The sequence below is a fragment of the Streptomyces sp. P1-3 genome (genome assembly GCF_050613155.1).
Classification (GTDB): Bacteria; Actinomycetota; Actinomycetes; order Streptomycetales; family Streptomycetaceae; genus Streptomyces.
Genome location: NZ_CP192512.1, coordinates 6,306,628 through 6,326,559 on the forward strand (window position 1 = coordinate 6,306,628; position 19,932 = coordinate 6,326,559).

A 19,932-nucleotide genomic window follows, 5' to 3' on the forward strand; every position below is an offset into this window, starting at 1 on the left:
CCCGGGCGGGTGCCCGGTGCCGCTCGCTCAGATCCGGCACAGCGGGTCCTCTTCCGGGGCCCAGGGGGGAGCGGGCCTGCGGTCGTCGGGCGGACCGGTGGGCGGCTCCGGCACGGTGCTCCGTGCGCCGGCCTTGTCGCTCCGCGCGGTCGGTACGGCTAACGCCGTGGCCCGCACTCGGCCCTTGCGCAGCCCGGCCACCCACACCGCGACGGGCGCCAGTGACAGCACCACGGCGAGCAGCGCCCACACGATCATGGTCGTGTGGGTGTGGCCAAGAATGAAGGAGGCGATGACCGACCCGCCGAAGACGGCGCACCACAGGAGGTGGATGCGGAAGGTGGCCAGGCGGTCCGGGCTGGCGGAGTTGCCCTTGGGCGTCACCACGAAGCGGCTCTTGCGCCGCAGCACCGCGTCGTACAGCGACTTGGCGTAGATCGGCGCGGAGAGCGCGGAGAGCACCATGCCGGCCGCTCCCGAGGAGCCCTCCGGCTCATGGGGGCTGACGTTGTGCCGGCGGTTCCACACGTAGAGCCCGATCTGGAGCGCGGCCGCGTCGCCGTAGAGCATGAGCCACACCTCGGGGGAGATGCGCACCCCGGCGGCGCCGACGGCGAGGAAGAGCGTGCAGGAGAGTGCCGAGAGCAGCCAGTTGAGTGCTGTCATCGGGTAGTAGGCGACCATCAGCCCGTAATTGAGGAACTTGCCGGGCGGCAGCCGCCACGCGCCCTTCCAGAACTGCTTGAACACCGTTTCGTAGGTACCGCGCGACCAGCGCAGCTGCTGGGTGAAGAAGTCCGTCCAGGACGACGGGCCCTCGCCGACGGCGAGGACGTCGGGGGTGTAGACCGAGGACCACTTCCGGCCGGTCGCGGGGTTGCGGTGGCGGTGCAGTTCGAATCCGGTGGCCATGTCCTCGGTGATCGAGTCGTAGAGCCCGCCGATCCCCTTCAGCGCGCTGACCCGTACGGCGTTGTTGGTGCCGACGAACATCGCCCCGCCGTAGGCGTTCCCGGCCCGCTGGATCAGGGCGTGGAAGAGGAACTGCTGGCTCTCGGCCGCCTTGGTCACGGGCGCGTCGTAGTTGCCGTAGACCTGCGGGCCCACGACGAACGCGACATCGGGGTCGCGGAAGTAGCCGAGCATGCGTTCCAGGAAGTTGGGCAGCGGGACGTGGTCGGTGTCCACGCAGGCCATGAAGTCGTAGCCGTCGCCGTGCGCGTCCAGCCAGGCGTTGTAGTTGCCGTGCTTGGTCTTCGCCCGGAACGTGCCCGCGGGCTGGTTCCACTTCGCCACCCCCTTGCGGGAGAAGTGGCGCACCCCCAGCCGCGCGCACAGCTCCTTGGCCGCCGGATCGTCACCCTCGTCCAGCAGCCAGACGTGGACGGTGCCCCGGTGCCGCAGCCGTACCGCGCCCTCCAGCGTGGCCCGGACCATCGCCAGCGGCTCCTTGCCCGGCACGAAGCTGGTCAGGAAGGCGACCCGGGTGCCGGGCTCGGCGGGCACCGGCACCGGGTCGCGGGCCATGAGCGTGGCGTGGGCGTTGGAGATGACGGTGAACAGGCGGAAGAACTCGATCAGGCCGATCGAGATGACCATCACCAGGTCCGCCGTCCGCTCCCAACTGGGCACGTCCGGGCGCTGCACCCAGTGCGCGGGCTGGAGCAGCCAGAGGAGCAGCACGCCCGAGCACAGCGGCGCCGCGCAGAGCAGCAGTGCCGCGCGTAAGCGGTGCGGCTGCTTCGCCAGCAGGCTCCGGTAGCGCACGCGGTACGGCCGGCCCGGCTCCGGGTCCACGAGCGGCCCGGCCAGTTTGCTGTAGCGGTCGTACGCGTACGCCGGTCTGTCCGGCGCGTCCTCCATGCCCGCCGCGCCGTCGGCACGGACTGGGCTCGGCGATGTCATCAGGCCACTCCCGCAGGGCTGTCAGGGTCGGAACCGCCCGGGTGACCGACGTGACGGCGCTCGTGGTGACGCACGAGCCGACGCACGCGATGTCGCACGGGCGATAAGCCGGACGGGCGATACCATCCGCTGATCGCCCAAGACGAGAATTTAACAATCACAACGGGCTTATCTGCGTAAATCGGACTTGCGGCGCGCCCTGTGGTGGTGCCGAACGGGTGATCACTCCGGCGGTCGTGCGGGCGCGTCCTGCCCGATTTACATCTCTGCACATGTAACGATCTAGGGCAATTTGGCGTGCGGAAATCGGAGGACGACTGATGCGTGTTTCCTTCCGGGCCGCGCGCGGGGCCCGGTCCTCGGCCGACCGTCGCCACCCCGAACGGACGCTGACCGTGCCGCACGTCAGCCGGTCCGGGGGCGGTGGCACCGGTCCGCTGATCACCGGCCTGGTGCGCGCCCAGTCGGCCGATGGCCCCTGCCGTGTCGCCGCGCGCCCACGTGTCGCCCTGCCACCGGCCGCCGCGCGCCCACGTGCCGATGCCCTCCCGCTCGCCGTCGCGCGCCCCTTCGCCGAGCGAGGGGAGGCGGACGCGCCATGACCACCGGCAACGCGGGCGCCCCTCCGCCCGGGCAGCTCCGCTCACCGCACGCCACGGCGCCCCGGCAGGCGGCCGCCGTGCACGCCCCGCGCCGTCCTGACCCCGATTCCGGTCCCGGTCCCGCCCCCGCCCGCCGCGGCACGCCCACCCGGGTGGTCCGCGCCACCGCCCGGCTCGTCACCGTCGACTGCGCCGCCGCCGTCGCCTCCGCCGCGCCACTGCTCGGCGATCCCCGCCGGGCGGCCGTCGCGCTCGGCCCGGCCATGGTCGCCGCCGTATGCCTGGCCGCGCGCGGCGGCCTCCACCGGCCCGGACGGCAGGTCTCCGCCCTGGACGAGGCGCCGCGCCTGCTGCGCCACTGCGTGCTCGCCTGGCTGCTGGCGGCCGCTGTCGTCGCGAGTGTCGATCCGGCCCGAGCCCTCGGATGGCTGCTTCTGGGCATCCTCGTGACCACCCATTGGCTACTGGTCTGCGTCGGGCGCGGCGTGGTCTACCGGGCGCTGCGCCGGGACCGCCGCCGCCATCCGCGACCCACGCTGATCGTCGGCGGGGGACCGGCCGCGTGGCGGCTGGCCGAGGCGCTGCAGGGGCTCCCCGAGTACGGCATGCGGCCGGTCGGCCTCATCGCCACCGGCCCTGCCGCCCCCACCGTCGGCCCTGCCGCCCCCGCCACCGGCCCTACCGCTGCCGGGCCGGAGCCGGCCCCGCACCCGCTGCCCGTCCTGAACTCGGCCGAGGACATCGCCCGCACCGTCACCCGCAACGCCGTACGGCACGCGGTGTTCACCCGCGGACCCGAAAGCGCCCCCTCTCGCGCCACCCTCGTCCGCCTGCTCACCGGGCAGGGCTGCACCGTATGGCTCCCCGGCGGCGGAACCGACCACATCTGGGGCTACACCTACCGCCGTCTGGACCCCCCGCGCGCCCGCCGCCTGGCCGTCCTCGGCAAACGCGCCCTGGACATCGCCATCGCCCTGCCCATGCTGCTGGCCGCGCTGCCCCTGATGCTGCTGTGCGCCGTCGCCGTACGGTTCGCCGTCGGCCGCGGTGTGATCTTCCGCCAGGAACGGGTCGGCCGCCACGGCCGCACCTTCGTCATGCTGAAGTTCCGCACCCTGCCCGCCGGCACCGACGCCGACACCGACGCCGAGGCGTCCGCGACCGTGTGGAACGCCGCCGCCGAACAGCGGGTCGGCGCCGTCGGGCGCCTGCTGCGCCGCTCCTGGCTGGACGACCTGCCGCAACTGTGGAACGTTCTGCGCGGCGACATGAGCCTGGTCGGCCCCCGCCCCGAGCGCCCCCACTTCGTACGGCAGTTCAGCCAGACGCACCCCGGCTACGCGTTCCGGCACCGGATGCCCGTCGGCATCACCGGCCTGGCCCAACTGCACGGGCTGCGCGGCGACACCTCCATCGAGGACCGGGCGCGCTTCGACAACCACTACATCGACACCTGGACACTCTGGGGCGACGTGCGCGTTCTGCTGCGCACCGCGCGCTTCGTGCTCCGGCGCGGCAGGAGCTGACATGGCGGCCACCGAACCCGTCCGCGAGCCGGTGCCGGCCGCCGTACCCGGGCGTCGGCCCCGTGCCCCACCCCAGGCCACCGCAGGGGTCTGATGATGAGGCGCGTCGACGACCGGCGCCGCCGCCCGCTCAGGCGGACGCGCAAAGCGGAGGCGCCGGTAATGAGCACAGGGAACCCGGCGTACGGATGATGCGACGGATGTACCGCACGGGGTGCACCCACGCCGTCCGTACGCCGGGTGGCTACACCGAACCGACCGGAGCGGCCAGATGAGGGTCCTGCACATCATCACCGGCCTCGGCGCGGGCGCCGCCGAGCAGCAACTGCGGCTCCTGCTACGCCACCTGCCCGTACGCTGCGACGTCGTCACCCTCACCGACCCCGGTGCGGTCGCCCACGGCATCCGCGCCGACGGCACGCCCGTCACCCACCTGGGCATGGGGGGCGACCGCGATCCGACCGCCCTGCCCCGCCTGGTGCGGACGATTCGGGCCGGCGGCTACGACCTGGTGCACACCCACCTGACCCGCGCCTGCGTCCACGGCCGGATCGCCGCCCGCCTCGCGGGCGTGACCGCCGTCATCGCCACCGAGCACACCCTGGGCGGCGCCCGTGGCACGAGCCGCCCGCCGACCGCCGCCACCCGCGGCCTCTACCGCGCCACCGAGCGGCTGGGCTCGGCCACCGTGGCCGTCTCCGCGGCCGTCGCCGACCGGTTGCGCGCATGGGGAGTGCCCAGCAGCCGGGTCCACCTCATCCCGCACGGCATCGACGCCCGCCACTTCCGCTTCGAACCCGGTGCCCGCGCCGCCGCCCGCGCCCGGCTCGGGCTCCAGCCGGGCGACTTCGTCGTCGGCGGAGTCGGCCGCCTGGTGCCCCGCAAGCGCTACGACCTGCTGCTGCGCGCGGTCGCCGACGTGCCCGAGGCGCGGCTGCTGCTCGTCGGCGACGGACCCGAACGCCACCGGCTGCGCGCCCTGGCCGTCCGGCTCGGCGCCGCCGACCGGGTGCGGCTGCTCGGCGAGCGCGACGGAGCGGTCGAGACGGCGGGGGACCCGCCCGCCGACATCCCCGCACTCCTGGCCGCCATGGACGTCTTCGTCTCGCCTTCCTCCGACGAGGCGTTCGGGCTCGCCGTGGTCGAGGCCCTCGCCACCGGGCTGCCCGTCCTGTACACCGTCTGCCCCGCCGTCGACGAACTGCCGCCCGACGCCGCCCCCGGTGCCCGCCGGATCGCCGCCGACCCGGCCGCCCTGGCCGCCGCGTTGCGCGACCACGCCGCGACGGGGCCGCGCCGGCTCCCCGTTCCCCCGGCGGTCGAGCGCTACGCGATCCAGCGCACCGCCCACCGCCTCATGGCGCTGTACGACCGCACCGCCGCCCACGGGCCGGCGGGCTGCGGCAACGGGCCGGCGCCCGCCGTACCGCACCGGCCGTTCCCCGCGTTGTCGGATCCGAAGAGATGACGGTTCCGCACAGGCCACTGGCAGCTTCCTGAAGGGTTCGTTGCGGGCGTTCGGCGGCCTGGATAGACATGACACGGAATCGGGTTCCGCACCTCACCCCGCGAACCGGTTCCCTTCGGCGTGCCCTGACCCCAGCGGGACCGCCGAATGGCGGAGGTCCGGCGCCCATCCCCAGTCGTGCCGGATCTCCGTCCAAACGGAGCGCCGTCCGCCGTTCATTTTGAGTGCCCCTCAAGTCGCTGCGGCTATCAATTGGCACGCATGACCTAGCAATTGGCGATCGCCCATCCCATGCTTCGCGCCGCAGCGCCAGACTCAAGGACTTGACGGTGACGGACCCACGCAATGCAGTACTTCGCGACAAGATAGCGATCATCGGAATCGGCTGCCGACTGCCCGGAAGCGCGTCCGACCACCGGACGTTCTGGCAGAACCTGATCGATGGCAAGGACTGCATCACCCCGGCACCCGCCGACCGCTACGACGTGGCGACGCTGGGCAGCCGGGACAAGGCCAAGCCCGGCCGGCTGGTCGGCGGCCGCGGCGGCTACATCGACGGATTCGACGAGTTCGACCCGGCCTTCTTCGGCATCAGCCCGCGCGAGGCCCACCACATGGACCCGCAGCAGCGCAAGCTGCTGGAGGTGGCCTGGGAAGCGCTGGAGGACGGCGGACAGAAGCCCGCCGAGCTCGCGGGCGCCGACATCGGCGTCTACGTCGGCGCGTTCACCCTCGACTACAAGATCCTTCAGTTCTCGGACCTCAGCTTCGACACCCTCGCCGCCCACACCGCCACCGGCACCATGATGACGATGGTGTCGAACCGCATCTCGTACTGCTTCGACTTCCGCGGCCCCAGCCTCTCCATCGACACCGCGTGCAGCTCCTCCCTAGTGGCCGTGCATCTCGCCTGCCAGAGCCTGGCCCGCGGCGAGATCGGCCTCGCGCTCGCGGGCGGCACGCTGCTGCACATGGCACCGCAGTACACCATCGCCGAGACCAAGGGCGGGTTCCTGTCACCGGACGGCCGGTCGCGCACCTTCGACGCCGCCGCCGACGGCTACGTCCGCGCCGAGGGAGTCGGCGTCGTCGCGCTCAAGCGGCTGGACGACGCCCTGCGCGACGGCGACCCCGTCCACGCGGTGATCATCGGCAGCGGTGTCAACCAGGACGGGCACACCAACGGCATCACCGTCCCCAGCGCCGACGCCCAGGTCTCCCTGATCGAGCGCGTCTGCGCCGAAGCGGGCATCGCGCCCGGCAGCCTCCAGTACGTCGAGGCGCACGGCACATCCACCCCCGTCGGCGACCCGGTCGAGGCGGCCGCGCTCGGCCGCGCCCTGTCCATCGGCCGTACGCCGGGCAGCACCACCTACGTCGGCTCGGTCAAGACCAACATCGGGCACACCGAGTCCGCCGCCGGCATCGCCGGGCTGATCAAGACCGCCCTGTGCCTGAAGCACCGCACGATCCCGCCGCACATCAACCTGGACCGGATCAACCCGGAGATCGACCTCGACTCGCTGCCGTACCGGATCCCCACCCGGCCCACCGCGTGGCCCGAGCACGAGGGGCCCGCGCGCGCAGGCGTGAACTCCTTCGGGTTCGGCGGCACCAACGCCCACGTCCTGCTCGAAGAGGCCCCGCAACCACGGCCTGCCCAGCCGTCGCGGGCGGCCGAGACGGCGGAGCGCACCGGGCTGTCCATCCTCCCGCTGACCGCGCGCGACCCGGCCGTCCTGCCCGAAGTCGCCCACGGCATCCGCCAGGAGCTCGCCGGCGCCCACGGCGCGCCCCCCGTGCCGCTCGCCGACCTCGGCCACACCCTGGCCCACCGCCGGCAGCACCACGAGGCCCGCCTGTCGGTGGTCTACGGATCGCGCGCCGCACTCGACGAGGCCCTGGCCGCCCACGCGCGCGGCGAGACCCACCCCCATGTGGTCCTCGGTCAGACGATGGACCCGGCGCGACGCCGCCTGGCCTGGGTCTTCACCGGCATGGGGCCGCAGTGGTGGGCCATGGGCCGCCAGCTCTTCGAGAGCGAACCGGTCTACCGCGAGACGGTCGAGCGCATCGACCGAGAGATGGGCAAGCTCACCGGCTGGTCCCTCATCGAGGAGATGCACGCCGACGAGGCCGACTCCCAGATGAGCCAGACCTGGCTGGCCCAGCCCGCCAACTTCGCGGTGCAGGCCGGTCTCGCCGCGCTGTGGCGGTCGTACGGCGTGACGCCCGACGCCGTCGTCGGGCACAGCACCGGCGAGGTCGCCGCCTTCTACGAGGCCGGGGTCTACAGCCTCCAGGACGCGGTCACGGTCGTCGTCCACCGCAGCAGGCTCCAGCAGAAGCTGGTCGACACCGGCACCATGCTCGCCGTCAGCCTGACCGAGGAGGAAGCGGCACGGCGGGTGGGCCCCTACGGCGACGCCGTCTCCATCGCCGCCGTCAACAGCCCGACCGCGATCACCCTCGCCGGGGACCAAGACGCCCTCGCCCGGCTGGCCGCCGAGCTCCAGGCCGAGCAGGTCTTCGCCAAGTTCCTCCAGGTGCGCGTGCCGTACCACAGCGCCCGCATGGACCTCATCAAGGACGAACTGCTCTCCTCCCTCGCCGACATCCGGCCCCGCCCCGCCCGGCTGCCGCTGTACCTCACCGGCGTCCGGGACACCGCGCACGGCACCGAGCTGGACGCCGCCTACTGGTGGAAGAACGTCCGCGACAGCGTCCACTTCCGCGCCGCGGTCGACCGCCTCGCCGACGACGGCCTCCGCCTCTTCCTGGAGATCGGACCGCACCCCGTCCTCGGCCACGTCATCCGCGAATGCTTCGCCGCCCGCGGCACCGGCGGCGCACCCGACGAGTCCACGACGCTGCCCTCGATCCGCCGCCAGGAGGACGAGACCACCCGCTTCACCCTGTCGCTGGCCGCCCTGCACAACGCCGGCGTCGACATCGCGTGGGACGTACTGCACCCCGCGGGCCGCCCCGTACCGCTGCCTCGCTACCCCTTCAAACGCGACCGCTACTGGGTCGAGCCCGCCCCGGTGCGGCAGATCCGGCTCGGCGAGCAGGACCACCCGCTGCTCGGCCGCCGCATGGCCAACGCCGAACCCACCTGGGAGGCCCGGCTCGACGTCGAGGCGATGCCCTATCTCGACGACCACCGCATCCAGGGCAACGCGCTCTTCCCGGCCGCCGGCTACCTGGAGATGGCGATCCAGGCCGTACGCGCCATGACCGGCGGCACCGGGGCGGCACTCGCCGACATCGAGCTGCGCAAGGCCCTGTTCCTCCCCGACGGCGAGGCCAGGACCGTCCAGCTGTCCTTCTCCTCCGAAGGCGCCGCGTTCACCGTCGCGACCGTCACCGGCGACCCGGACGACCGCACGGTGCACGCGGGCGGCGTCGTACGGGCGGGGCAGCGCCGCCGCGACACGGCCGCGTTGGAGCCCGCCGCGATCCGGCAGCGCGCCGACCGCCACCTCAAGGGCCCCGGCGTTTACGCCGCCCTCGCGTCCCTGGGCTACCACTACGGACCGGCGTTCCAGGGCATCGAGGAGGTGTGGATCGGCGCGGACGAGGCGCTGGCCAGAATCCGCCCCACCGCGCCCATCGGCGACGACGCCGCCCGCCACCACGTCCACCCCGTCCTGATGGACGCCTGCTTCCAGTCCCTGCTGACGCCGCAGATCCTGCGGGCGGACACCGGCGGCGGCACCGGCATCCGGCTGCCGCTGTCCATCGGCGAGGTGCGCTTCGACGCCGTCGGGGACCAGCCGCTGTGGGCGCACGCCGTGATCACCCGCCGGGACGGCGACGAACTCCTCGGCGACATCGCCGTGTACGCCGACGACGGCACACCACTGGGCCGGATCAGCGGATTCCGCGCCGCCGACGTCGAAAAGGCGTCCACCACCGTCGCCCGCCGCACCATCGACAAGTGGCTCACCGAAGTCGCCTGGACCGAACGGCCCCTGACCGCCCAGACCGCCGCGACCGCATCCGCTGACATCCCGCGCATCGCCGAACCGCCCGCGCGCGGGGGAGGCCACTGGCTGATCCTCGCCGACGCCCAGGGCCTCGCCGACGAACTGGCGGCCCTGGTCACCGCGGACGGCGGACGCTGCCACCTCGTACGCCCCGGCACCGGCTACCACCTCGGCGACGACCGGCGCGAATCCACCGTCGAACCGGGCTCGGCGGCCGACCTCACCCGGCTGCTCACCGAACTCGGCACCGCCGCGGACGCGGACGGCGCGGACGGCGGCGCCCCGTTCGACACCGTCGTCCATCTGTGGAACCTCGATCTGCCGCCCCTCGACGCGACCGACCGCGCCGCCCTCGACGCCCACAACAGCACCGGCACCTACTCCCTGATCGCCCTCGCCCAGGCCCTGGCGGCCACCGGGTCCGGCAGCCGACTGCACATCGTCACCCGCGGCGCCCAGGCCCTCCGCCCCGACGAGACCGCCGCTCCACTCGCCGCCCCGGCCTGGGGCGTCGGCCGGGTGCTGCGGTACCAGGAGCTGACCGACCACCGCGGCACCCTGATCGACCTCGACCCCGCCCACGGCACGGACCCCGAGGCCCGCCGCACCGAGGCCCGGGACCTGCTGCGCGAGATCACCGAGGCCGCCGAGGACGAGATCGCCCTGCGCGGCGACCGCCGCTACACCAGCCGGCTCGCGCAGGCCACCGGCCTCACCCACCCGCTGCCGCTGCGGCTGCGCCCCGACGGCAGCTATCTGGTCACCGGCGCGTTCGGCGCCCTCGGCCGACTGCTGTGCCGCACCCTCGTCAAACGCGGCGCCCGCCGGCTGATCCTCGTAGGACGGACCACCCTGCCCGCGCGCGACCAGTGGCGGCACACCGACCCCGACACCGCCGCCGGCCGCGGCGTCCGCTTCCTCAAGGAACTGGAAGCGCTGGGCGCCCAGCCGATCCCGGCCCCCCTCGACATCACCGACGAGGCGGCCCTGACCGCGTGGCTGGCGGAGTACCGGCGCACCGACGCCCCGCCGATCCGCGGCGTCTTCCACCTCGCCGGCCAGGTCCGCGACACCCTCCTGCCGGAGATGGACCGCCAGGTCTTCGACGCCGTGTACGACCCGAAGGCCGTCGGCGCCTATCTGCTCCACCGCCACCTGAGCGACGAACCGCTGGACCACTTCGTCCTGTTCGCCTCCATCGCCTCCCTGCTCACCACCGCCGGGCAGACCAACTACGCCGCGGGAAACGCCTTCCTGGACGCCCTCGCACACCACCGGCGCGCCCACGGCCTGCCCGCGCTGAGCCTGGACTGGGGCCCCTGGGCCACCGGCATGATCGAGGAACTCGGGCTCATCGACCACTACCGCAACAGCCGCGGCATGAGCTCGCTGTCCCCCGACGCCGGCATGGCCGTACTGGAGCGCGTCATCGGTCAGGACCGGGCCCAGCTGATGGTCGCCACGGTCGTGGACTGGCCGGTCTTCCTCTCCTGGTACGCCTCGCCGCCGCCGCTGGTCGCCGACCTCGCCGCCGCGGGGGACAGCACCGGGACGGGCGAGACCAGCAGCTTCCTCGACGCCTTCCGCACCGCGGACGACGAACGGCGCCGGGCACTCCTCGCCGAGCACTTCACCGGCCTCGTCGCGGGCGTCATGAGCGTCACCCGCGAACAGGTCGACCCCGCCGCCGGGCTGGGCGCGCTCGGCCTGGACTCCCTCCTGGCGATGGAACTGCGCGCCCGTATCCACACCGAACTGGGCGTCGCGCTCCCAGTGGTGGCACTGCTCGGCAACGCCCCCGTCCAGGAGCTGACCGCCCAGCTCCACGACCTGCTGACGGAGCTGGTCTCGGCCGCCGGCGACGACGGTGTCGACACGGCGGCCGTCGAGCTGTACACCGACGAGCGGCACTACCCGCTCACCCAGAACCAGAAGGCCCTGTGGTTCCTCAAACAGCTCAACCCGGACGGCTTCGCGTACAACATCGGCGGCGCCGTGGAGGTACGGGTCGAACTCGACCCGGAGCTGATGTTCCAGGCGGTGCGCACCGTCATCGAGCGGCACCCCGGCCTGCGCGCCAACTTCGTCCTCGACAAGGGCCAGGCGGTGCAGAAGATCTCCTCCGCCACAGAGCCGGACCTCGCCCTGTTCGACGTCCAGGACCGCGCCTGGGACGACATCTACCAGATGATCATCCGCGAGTACCGCAAGCCCTACGACCTGGAGCGGGACCCGCTGGTGCGGTTCCGCCTGTTCAAACGGGCGAAGGACCGCTGGATCATCATGAAGGCCGTCCACCACATCGTCTCCGACGCCATCTCGACCTTCACCTTCATCGAGGAGCTCCTCGCCGTCTACGAGGGGCTGCGCCAGGGCCGGCAGGCCGAACTGCCCCCGGTGACCGCCCGCTACCTGGACTTCCTCAACTGGCAGAACCAGTTCCTCGCCGGACGCGACGCACGCCGGATGCTCGACTACTGGACGTCCCACCTGCCGGCCGAGGTGCCGATCCTCAGCCTGCCCACCGACAAGCCCCGCCCCGCCGTCCAGACGCACAACGGCGCGTCCGAGTTCTTCGTCCTCGACACCGACCTCAGCGCCCGCGTCCACGCCCTGGCCCGCGAGCACAACGTCACCGTGTTCATGGTCCTGCTCAGCGCCTACTACGTGCTGCTCCACCGGTACTCCGGACAGGACGACATCATCGTCGGCAGTCCCGTCACCGGCCGCACCCAGGAGGAGTTCGCCGGCGTCTACGGCTACTTCGTCAACCCGCTGCCGCTGCACGTGAACCTGGCGGGCGCCCCCACCGTCACCGCACTGCTCCAGCAGGTCCGCGAGACCGTCCTCGGCGGTCTGGACAACCAGGAGTACCCGTTCGTGCTGCTCGTGGAGAAGCTGGGCCTCCAGCACGACCCCAGCCGCTCGGCGGTCTTCCAGGCGATGTTCATCCTGCTCACCCACAAGGTGGCCACCGAGAAGTACGGCTACCGCCTGGAGTACATCGAACTGCCTGAAGAAGAAGGCCAGTTCGACCTCACTCTGTCCGCCTACGAGGACGAGGCCGAGCGTCGCTTCCACTGCGTCTTCAAGTACAACACCGACCTCTTCCTGCCCGCGACCATGCGGCGCCTGGTCGCGCACTACGTCAACGTCCTCGACGAGCTGACCCGGGCCGCCGGGGACCGGCCGGTCCGGCAGCTCGACATGCTCGCCCCCCAGGAGCGCGCGCACATCCTCGGCATCTGGAGCGGCGCCACGCGCACGGTCGACCACGGCACCCCCGTCCACCAGCTCATCAGCCGGGCGGCGGCCGAACACCCCGAGGCCATCGCGGTCTCCGCGCCCGCCGAGTCCGGCGCCACCCGGCGCATGGACTACGCCGAACTGGAGCGGCGCGCCCGCCATGTGGCCCTGCGGCTGCGCGAGCGCGGCATCCGCGACGGGGCGGTGGTGGCGCTGTGCCTGGACAAGTCGCCCGAACTCATCGTCACTCTGCTGGCCGTGCTCAAGGCGGGCGGTGCCTACCTCCCGCTGGACCCCGACCATCCGGCCGACCGGCTGGCGGACATGGTCCGCGGCGCCGGTGCCGCGCTGGTCGTGACCGACGGCTCCGGGCGCGACCGGCTGACAGGGCTGCCCGCCGACGTCGTCACCCTCACCCAGCTGCACCGGCCGCAGGACGCGGCCACCGAGGCACCCGACCTCCCGGTCACGACCGGCCCGGACGACCCGGCGTACGTCATCCATACCTCCGGCTCCACCGGGCGCCCCAAGGCCGTCCAGGTCAGCCACCGCAACCTCGCCTCGGCCTACGCCGCCTGGCGCCAGGAGTACGGGCTGGACCGCGCCCCCGGCGTCCACCTCCAGATGGCCGGCTTCTCCTTCGACGTCTTCACCGGAGACCTCGTCCGGGCCCTGTGCTCCGGCGGCACCCTGGTCCTCATCGGCCGTGAGCTGCTCTTCAACACGGTCACGCTGTACGAGACCATGCTCGCCGAGCGGGTCGACTGCGCCGAGTTCGTGCCCGCCGTCGTCCGCGGCCTGATGGCCCACTGCGCCCGCGAGGACCAGCGCCTGGACTTCATGCGGCTGCTGATCGTCGGCTCGGACGCCTGGAAGGTCGAGGAGTACCAGCGGCTGCGCGACCTGTGCGGGCCCGGTACCCGTGTGATCAACTCCTACGGGCTCAGCGAAGCCACCATCGACAGCACCTACTTCGAAGGCCCGGCCGACCACCTGGAGCCGAGCCGGATGGTGCCCATCGGACGGCCGTTCCCCAACAGCACGCTGTACATCCTCGACGGACAGCACCGACCGGTCGCCGCCGGCGTCCCCGGCGAACTGTGGGTCGGCGGCGACGGCGTCGCACTCGGCTACGCGGGCGACCCGGAGCAGACCGCGGAGCGCTTCGTGACCCTGGCACTCGGCGACGGGGCCGACAGCACGCCGTTACGCCTCTACCGCACCGGCGACCTCGCCCGCTGGGACGCCCAGGGTGGCGTGGAGCTGCTGGGCCGCGCCGACAGCCAGATCAAGGTACGCGGCCACCGCATCGAGATCGGCGAGATCGAATCGCGGCTGGCGCTGTGGCCGGCGCTCACCCAGGCCGTCGTCACCGTACGGCCGGACGCGAGCGGCGAGAACACGCTGTGCGCCTACTGCGTCCCGGCCCCCGGCGAGACCCTCGACCGGCGGGCGCTGCGCCGGCACCTGGCCGGCTATCTGCCGACGTATCTGATCCCGGCCCGGTTCGTGGAGCTGCCCGCTCTGCCGCTCACCCCGAACGGCAAGGTCGACACCGCCGCGCTGCCCGCCCCGCGCGCCGACGCCGACGACCGGACCCACGAACCGCCGGTGACCTTGTACGAGATCCGGATGGCCGACCACTGGCAGGGGCTGCTCGGCCTGGAGCAGGTCGGCCTGGGCCACGACTTCTTCGAGGTCGGCGGCAGCTCCATCAAGCTGATCGAGCTGATCTACAACCTGCAGGGCGAGTTCAACATCACCATCCCGGTCAGCCACCTGTTCAAGGCGACGACCCTGCACGGCATGGCCAAGACCGTCGAGCACATCATCACCGGCAGGATCGCCGGAGCCCAGCCCTACCTGCGGTTCAACGCCACAGAGAAGCGGGACGGCGGCACCCGGACCATCTTCGGGTTCCCGCCCGCCGGCGGACACGGCCTGGTCTACCGCCAGTTCGCGGCCCATCTGCCGGAGTTCGACTTCGTCGCCTTCAACTACCTCGACGGCGACCGCAAGGTGACCCGCTACGCCGACCTGGTCGAGTCCCTCCAGCCGCACGGACCCTGCGTCCTGTTCGGCTACTCGCTCGGCGGCAACCTCGCCTTCGAGGTCGCCAAGGAGCTGGAACAGCGCGGCCGGCACGTGCCCAACGTCGTCATCATGGACTCGTACCGCATCGCCGAGGCATTCGAGCTGGGCAGCGAGCACTTCGCGGCCTTCGAGCAGGAGCTCAGCGAGCACCTGCGCAAGCACACCGGCTCGGACATCGTCGCGAAGGAGACCCTCGACCAGGCCAGGGAGTACATCTACTTCTGCAGCCGCACCCCGAACCTGGGCGCGATCAGCGCCCCGGTCAGCGTGATCTCCGACCAGGAGAAGGCGGCGTTCTACGCCGCGGGCGAGCGCGGCACCTGGCACGGCAGCTCCACCACCTCCACCGCGGTGTTCCAGGGCTTCGGCCGGCACGCCGACATGCTCGACCCGGAGCACATCGCGCACAACGCCGACCTCTTCCGCGACGCCCTCACCGGAGGTGAGACGCGTGCCGCGTGACACCGGACCGGTCTGGGACCGCCGGGACCGCGCCCCCGGCAGCAAGCCCAGGGTCATCATCATCGGCGCCGGCGTCAGCGGCATGGCCACCGGCTGCTACTCCCAGATGAGCGGGATGGAGACCCGCATCCTCGAAAAGCACGTACTGCCCGGCGGCTGCTGCACGGCCTGGGCGCGCGACGGCTACGTCTTCGACTACTGCATCGAGTGGCTGACCGGCACCGGCCGGAACAACGACGCCGCTCGGATATGGCGCGAGCTCGGCGCGCTCGACGGCAAGACGATCACGAACTTCGAGGTGTTCAACACCGTCGTCGGGGAAGACGGCCGCTCGGTGACGTTCTACAACGATCCCGATCGGCTGGAGCGCCACCTGATGGAGGTCTCGCCTGTGGACGCACCGCTGATCCGGGGCTTCTGCCGGGACCTGCGGCGCTTCATCGGCGTCAACTTCTACCCGTTCCTCACGCCACCGCCGCTGCGGACGACCCGCGAGAAGCTCGGCATGCTGCGCACGGTGCTCCCGGCCTTCCGCCTGCTGTGGCGCACCGCCGCCACCTCCATGGAGAAGTGGTGCGGCCAGTTCCAGGACCCCCTGCTGCGCAAGGCGTTCCCCAACATCTTCTACCAGGACCACGAGGTCTTCCCGCTGCTGCCGTACCTGTTCAACATGGCCAGCGCGTACCACGGCAACGCCGGTTTCCCGCAGGGCGGATCGCTGGGGCTGGCACGGTCCATCGAGGAGCGGTACACCTCGCTCGGCGGCCGTATCGACTACCGCGCCCGCGTCGCCAGGATCCTCGTCGAGGACGGGCGCGCGATCGGTGTGGAACTCAAGAACGGCACCCGGCACTACGCCGACCACATCGTCTCGGCCATCGACGGCCACACCACGATCTACGGCATGCTCGGCGGGCGGTACACCAGCCCCACGATCGACACGCTCTACAACGAGATGCTCCACGAACCGGACATCCTGTATCCGGGGGTGGTCTCCGCGTTCGTCGGCCTGAACGGTGACGTCGACCCCGACGCCCGGCACGCCACCACCTACCTGCTGTCGGAGGAGGACAGCAAGGAACTGCCGTCGGTGATGCAGAACAGCTTGGTGGTGCAGCTGCGCTCGCGCTACTCCGACGGGTTCGCCCCGCCCGGCAAGTCGGTGATCCACTGCACCTACTTCAGCGACTTCGAGTACTGGAAGACGCTGCGCGGCACCGACCGCAAGGAGTACTGGGCCCGCAAGCGGCAGGTCGTCGACTTCGTACGGAGGTTCCTGGAGCGGCACTACCCGGGGATCGGCGAGCGCATCGAGGCGGTCGACGTGGCCTCTCCGGCCACCACCCTGCGCTACACCGGCAACTACAACGGGTCCATCCTCGCCTGGAAGTCGTTCACCAAGGCGGAGAACCTGGCGAACAAGCTGGTCAACAAGGACCGGATGCGCCTGCCGGGCCTGCGGGGCTTCTCCATGACCGGGCAGTGGATCGGCGGTGGCGGTCTCATCAGGGTCGCGTCCGCGGGCCGGCACACCGCCCAGTTCGTCTGCGAGGAGCTGGGGCTGGAGTTCCAGGCCTGGGAGAGCCCCGGCGGCCGGCCGTGGAGCCGCGACAAGCTCGGGCATCTGCCGCAGCTGGACATGTGGCCCGTCAGCTAGCCGACCATCACACGGACCTGAGGAGGCCAACGGCAATGTCGCGGGCGCGGCAGACCAGAGAGTCAATGATCATCATCGGCGGCGGCCTCGGCGGCCTTTCCACCGGCTGCTACGCGCAGATGAACGGATACCGGAGCCAGATCTTCGAGATGCACGAAATCCCCGGAGGTTGCTGCACCGCGTGGGACCGGGGTGACTTCACCTTCGACTGCTGCATCAGCTGGCTGCTCGGCAACGGGCCGGGCAACGAGATGCACCAGATCTGGCTGGAACTCGGCGCACTGCAAGGCAAGCAGATGCGGCACTTCGACGTCTTCAACATCGTGCGTGGACGTGACGGCCGGGCGGTCTACTTCTATTCCGACCCGGACCGGCTGGAAGCACATCTGCTCGACCTCTCACCGGCCGACGCCAAACTGATCCGCGAATTCTGCGGCGGCTTGCGCAAGTTCCGCAAGTGCCTGGCCGTCTATCCGTTCCTGAAGCCGGTCGGGCTGATGGGCCGGTTCGAGCGGTGGCGCATGCTCGCCTCCTTCGCCCCGTACTTCAACGTCATCCGCAAGTCGATAGCGACCCTGATGACGGACTACTCGGCCAGGTTCAAGGACCCGCTCCTGCGGGAGGCGTTCAATTTCATCCTCTACGAGAAGCACTCGGCCTTTCCGGTACTGCCGTTCTACTTCCAACTGGCCTCGCACGCGAACCTGTCGGCCGGCGTGCCCGAGGGCGGTTCGCTCGGGCTGGCGACGTCGATAGAGCAGCGCTACCGGCGGTTGGGCGGACAGGTGACCTACAACGCCAAGGTCGAAGAGGTACTGGTCGAGAACGACCGGGCGGTGGGCGTCAGGCTCAGCGACGGGCGTGAGGTCCGCTCCGACATCGTGGTCTCGGCCTGTGACGGACACACCACGATGATGAAATTCCTCAAGGGCCGCTACCTCAACGAGAGCTACCGGCGGCTGTACACGAAGACCATCGACGAGCCGGGCATGGTGTTCCCCGGTTACGTCATGCTGTTCCTCGGCCTCAATCGGCCCTTCCCGCAAGGGGATCCCTGCACCACCTACCTGCTGGACGAAGCCATGGCGGCCGAGCTGGTCGGTATTCGCCATCCCAGCATCAACGTGCAGTTCCGCAGCAACCACTACCCTGAGCTGTCGCCGCGCGAGACGACCGTCGCGTACGTCACGTACTTCTGTGACATCGCCCCCTGGCGGGCCCTGAACGAGGGAATGCCGGAGCAGCGCACCCGCCGGCACCGGGGAGAACAGGTGCACACGCTCCCGATGCGGCACGGCCGCAAGTACTACGCGGCCAAGTATCAAGTGCGCGACGCGATGGTGGCGTTCCTGGAGAAGCGATTCCCGGGGCTGCGCGACGCGATCGCCGTGCGCGACCTCTCGACTCCGCTCACCCAGGTCCGCTACACGGGAAACTACGACGGGACGGTGCTGGGCTGGCAGCCGTTCGTGGAGAGCGGCGAGACGATGGAAGAGGAGATCAAGAAGCACGGGCCGGCGCTGCCCGGCCTGGCGAACTTCTATGTCTCCGGCGTATGGGCCACCACCGGCGGCCTGATCCGGGCCGCCGCCGCGGGGCGTCACGTCATGCATTTCGTCTGCCGGGACGACGGCAAGGAGTTCACCGCCACCATCGACGACAGCGCGCCTCCGCCGACCCATGTCGTCATCCCCGTGGGAGAGCAGAAGGTCCCCCACCATCACCGCGAGCCGCTTTCGTCCACGGCGCGCTGAAAGGACAGAATGAAGTTCGAGAAATGGGTGGTCCGCAAGCACGTAGAAGGCGCGCCTGACGTCGGCGAGGTCTACGAGAAGGTGGTCGAGGACGTCGACGTCCGGCTCAGGGACGACGAGATGCTCCTGAAGACCCGCTACGTCTCCCTCGACCCCTATCTGAACGGCCTCGCCCAGATGACGCCGCTCGGCGAATGGGCGCGGGGGCTTTCAATCATGGAAGTGCTGGATGCGGGCCCCCGCGCCCGCTTCCGCCCCGGCGATGTGGTGGAGGGGTTCGGCGGCTGGCGCAGTCACGTCGTCAGCGACGGCACAGGGTATGTGTGGGAGCCCAACGACTGGTTCCGGTTCGACGTGACCCCCATGCGCCGGCTGGATCCCGGGGCCTACGACGACAAGCTGCCGATCACGACGGCGCTGGGCATCCTGGGCGTGGCGGGGCTGACCGCCTGGGGCACGATGACGAAGTTCTTCACCGTTCGCCCCGGTGACACGGTCGTGGTCAGCGGCGCGTCGGGCGCCATCGGAAGCCTGGTCGGCCAACTGGCCAAGCGCGCAGGCGCCCGTGTGGTCGGCACCACCGGAACCCCGCGGAAGGAGGCCTACCTCACCGGGCTGGGCTTCGACGCGGTCATCGACTACCAACAGGGGGACGACGTCGAGAAGGTCCTCCCCAAGCTCCGGGACGCCGCACCGGACGGCGTCGACAAGTACTTCGACAACATGGGCGGCGGCATCACGGACGCGGTGTTCACCATGCTCAACCGGTACAGCCAGGTCGCGGTGTCCTGGCAGTGGGACACCACCGTCGGCGGCGACCGGTACGGCCCGCGTCTGCTGGAGCACATCCTGCGCCCGCGTACCACCATCCAAGGCATCTACGCCCAGGACTGGTACACCGAGGAGGACTTCGCGGCGCTCCACGCGAAGGTGGGAGACCTGGTCCGCCGCGGCGAGATCGCCTACCACCAGACGATGCACCAGGGCTTCGCCAACATCCCCGCCGCCTACCAGAGCCTGTACGTGGACCGGGCGGCGACCAAGGGGAAGGTGATCGTCCAGGTCTAGCGCGGGGCGTACCGCACCCCGTACCGCAGCCCCGTACGGTGCGGCTCAGCGCACGCGGCGGTCCCCGAGCGCGGCGGTCCCCGAGCGGGGCGGCGTGCGGGACCGGGCCGGGTTCGCCGGGCAGATGCGGGGCGGGGCGTCCGCCGTGACCCGTCGGCGGC

Annotated in this window: 8 protein-coding genes; 7 read left to right on the forward strand and 1 reads right to left on the reverse strand. The window is 71.4% G+C overall.

What is annotated here, in order from left to right:
- Window positions 1-27: 27 nt before the first annotated feature.
- Entirely contained in the window at window positions 28-1,863 is a 1,836-nt protein-coding gene (locus ACQUSR_RS26970; protein WP_431047871.1) for a glycosyltransferase family 2 protein, read from the reverse strand.
- Window positions 1,864-2,225: 362 nt separating this feature from the next.
- On the opposite strand from ACQUSR_RS26970, the gene ACQUSR_RS26975 reads away from it, so the two are divergent.
- The 7 genes from ACQUSR_RS26975 to ACQUSR_RS27005 all read left to right on the forward strand — a co-directional run bounded on the left by ACQUSR_RS26975 (window position 2,226) and on the right by ACQUSR_RS27005 (window position 19,771).
- Complete coding sequence (locus ACQUSR_RS26975; RefSeq protein WP_431045206.1) at window positions 2,226-2,507, forward strand: hypothetical protein; 282 nt, start codon at window positions 2,226-2,228, stop codon at window positions 2,505-2,507.
- Entirely contained in the window at window positions 2,504-4,033 is a 1,530-nt protein-coding gene (locus tag ACQUSR_RS26980) for an exopolysaccharide biosynthesis polyprenyl glycosylphosphotransferase (protein WP_431045207.1), read from the forward strand. The genes ACQUSR_RS26975 and ACQUSR_RS26980 overlap by 4 nt, the downstream gene beginning before the upstream one ends.
- Before the next feature lie 271 nt (window positions 4,034-4,304).
- On the forward strand, window positions 4,305-5,501 hold the full coding sequence (locus ACQUSR_RS26985) for a glycosyltransferase (RefSeq protein WP_431045208.1): 1,197 nt from the start codon (window positions 4,305-4,307) through the stop codon (window positions 5,499-5,501).
- A 329-nt stretch (window positions 5,502-5,830) separates the two neighbouring features.
- The gene (locus tag ACQUSR_RS26990) at window positions 5,831-15,292 is read left to right on the forward strand and encodes an amino acid adenylation domain-containing protein (protein WP_431045209.1); all 9,462 of its coding nucleotides are present in this window, start codon (window positions 5,831-5,833) and stop codon (window positions 15,290-15,292) included.
- Window positions 15,282-16,949 (forward strand): phytoene desaturase family protein, encoded by a 1,668-nt coding sequence (locus tag ACQUSR_RS26995; RefSeq protein ID WP_431045210.1) that lies wholly within the window; start codon window positions 15,282-15,284, stop codon window positions 16,947-16,949. Before ACQUSR_RS26990 ends, ACQUSR_RS26995 begins: the two co-directional genes overlap by 11 nt.
- Window positions 16,950-17,014: 65 nt before the next feature.
- Window positions 17,015-18,703, forward strand: a complete 1,689-nt coding sequence (locus tag ACQUSR_RS27000) for a phytoene desaturase family protein (RefSeq protein ID WP_431045211.1) — start codon at window positions 17,015-17,017, stop codon at window positions 18,701-18,703.
- 9 nt (window positions 18,704-18,712) lie between these two features.
- Window positions 18,713-19,771 (forward strand): zinc-binding dehydrogenase, encoded by a 1,059-nt coding sequence (locus tag ACQUSR_RS27005; RefSeq protein ID WP_431045212.1) that lies wholly within the window; start codon window positions 18,713-18,715, stop codon window positions 19,769-19,771.
- Window positions 19,772-19,932: the final 161 nt, after the last annotated feature.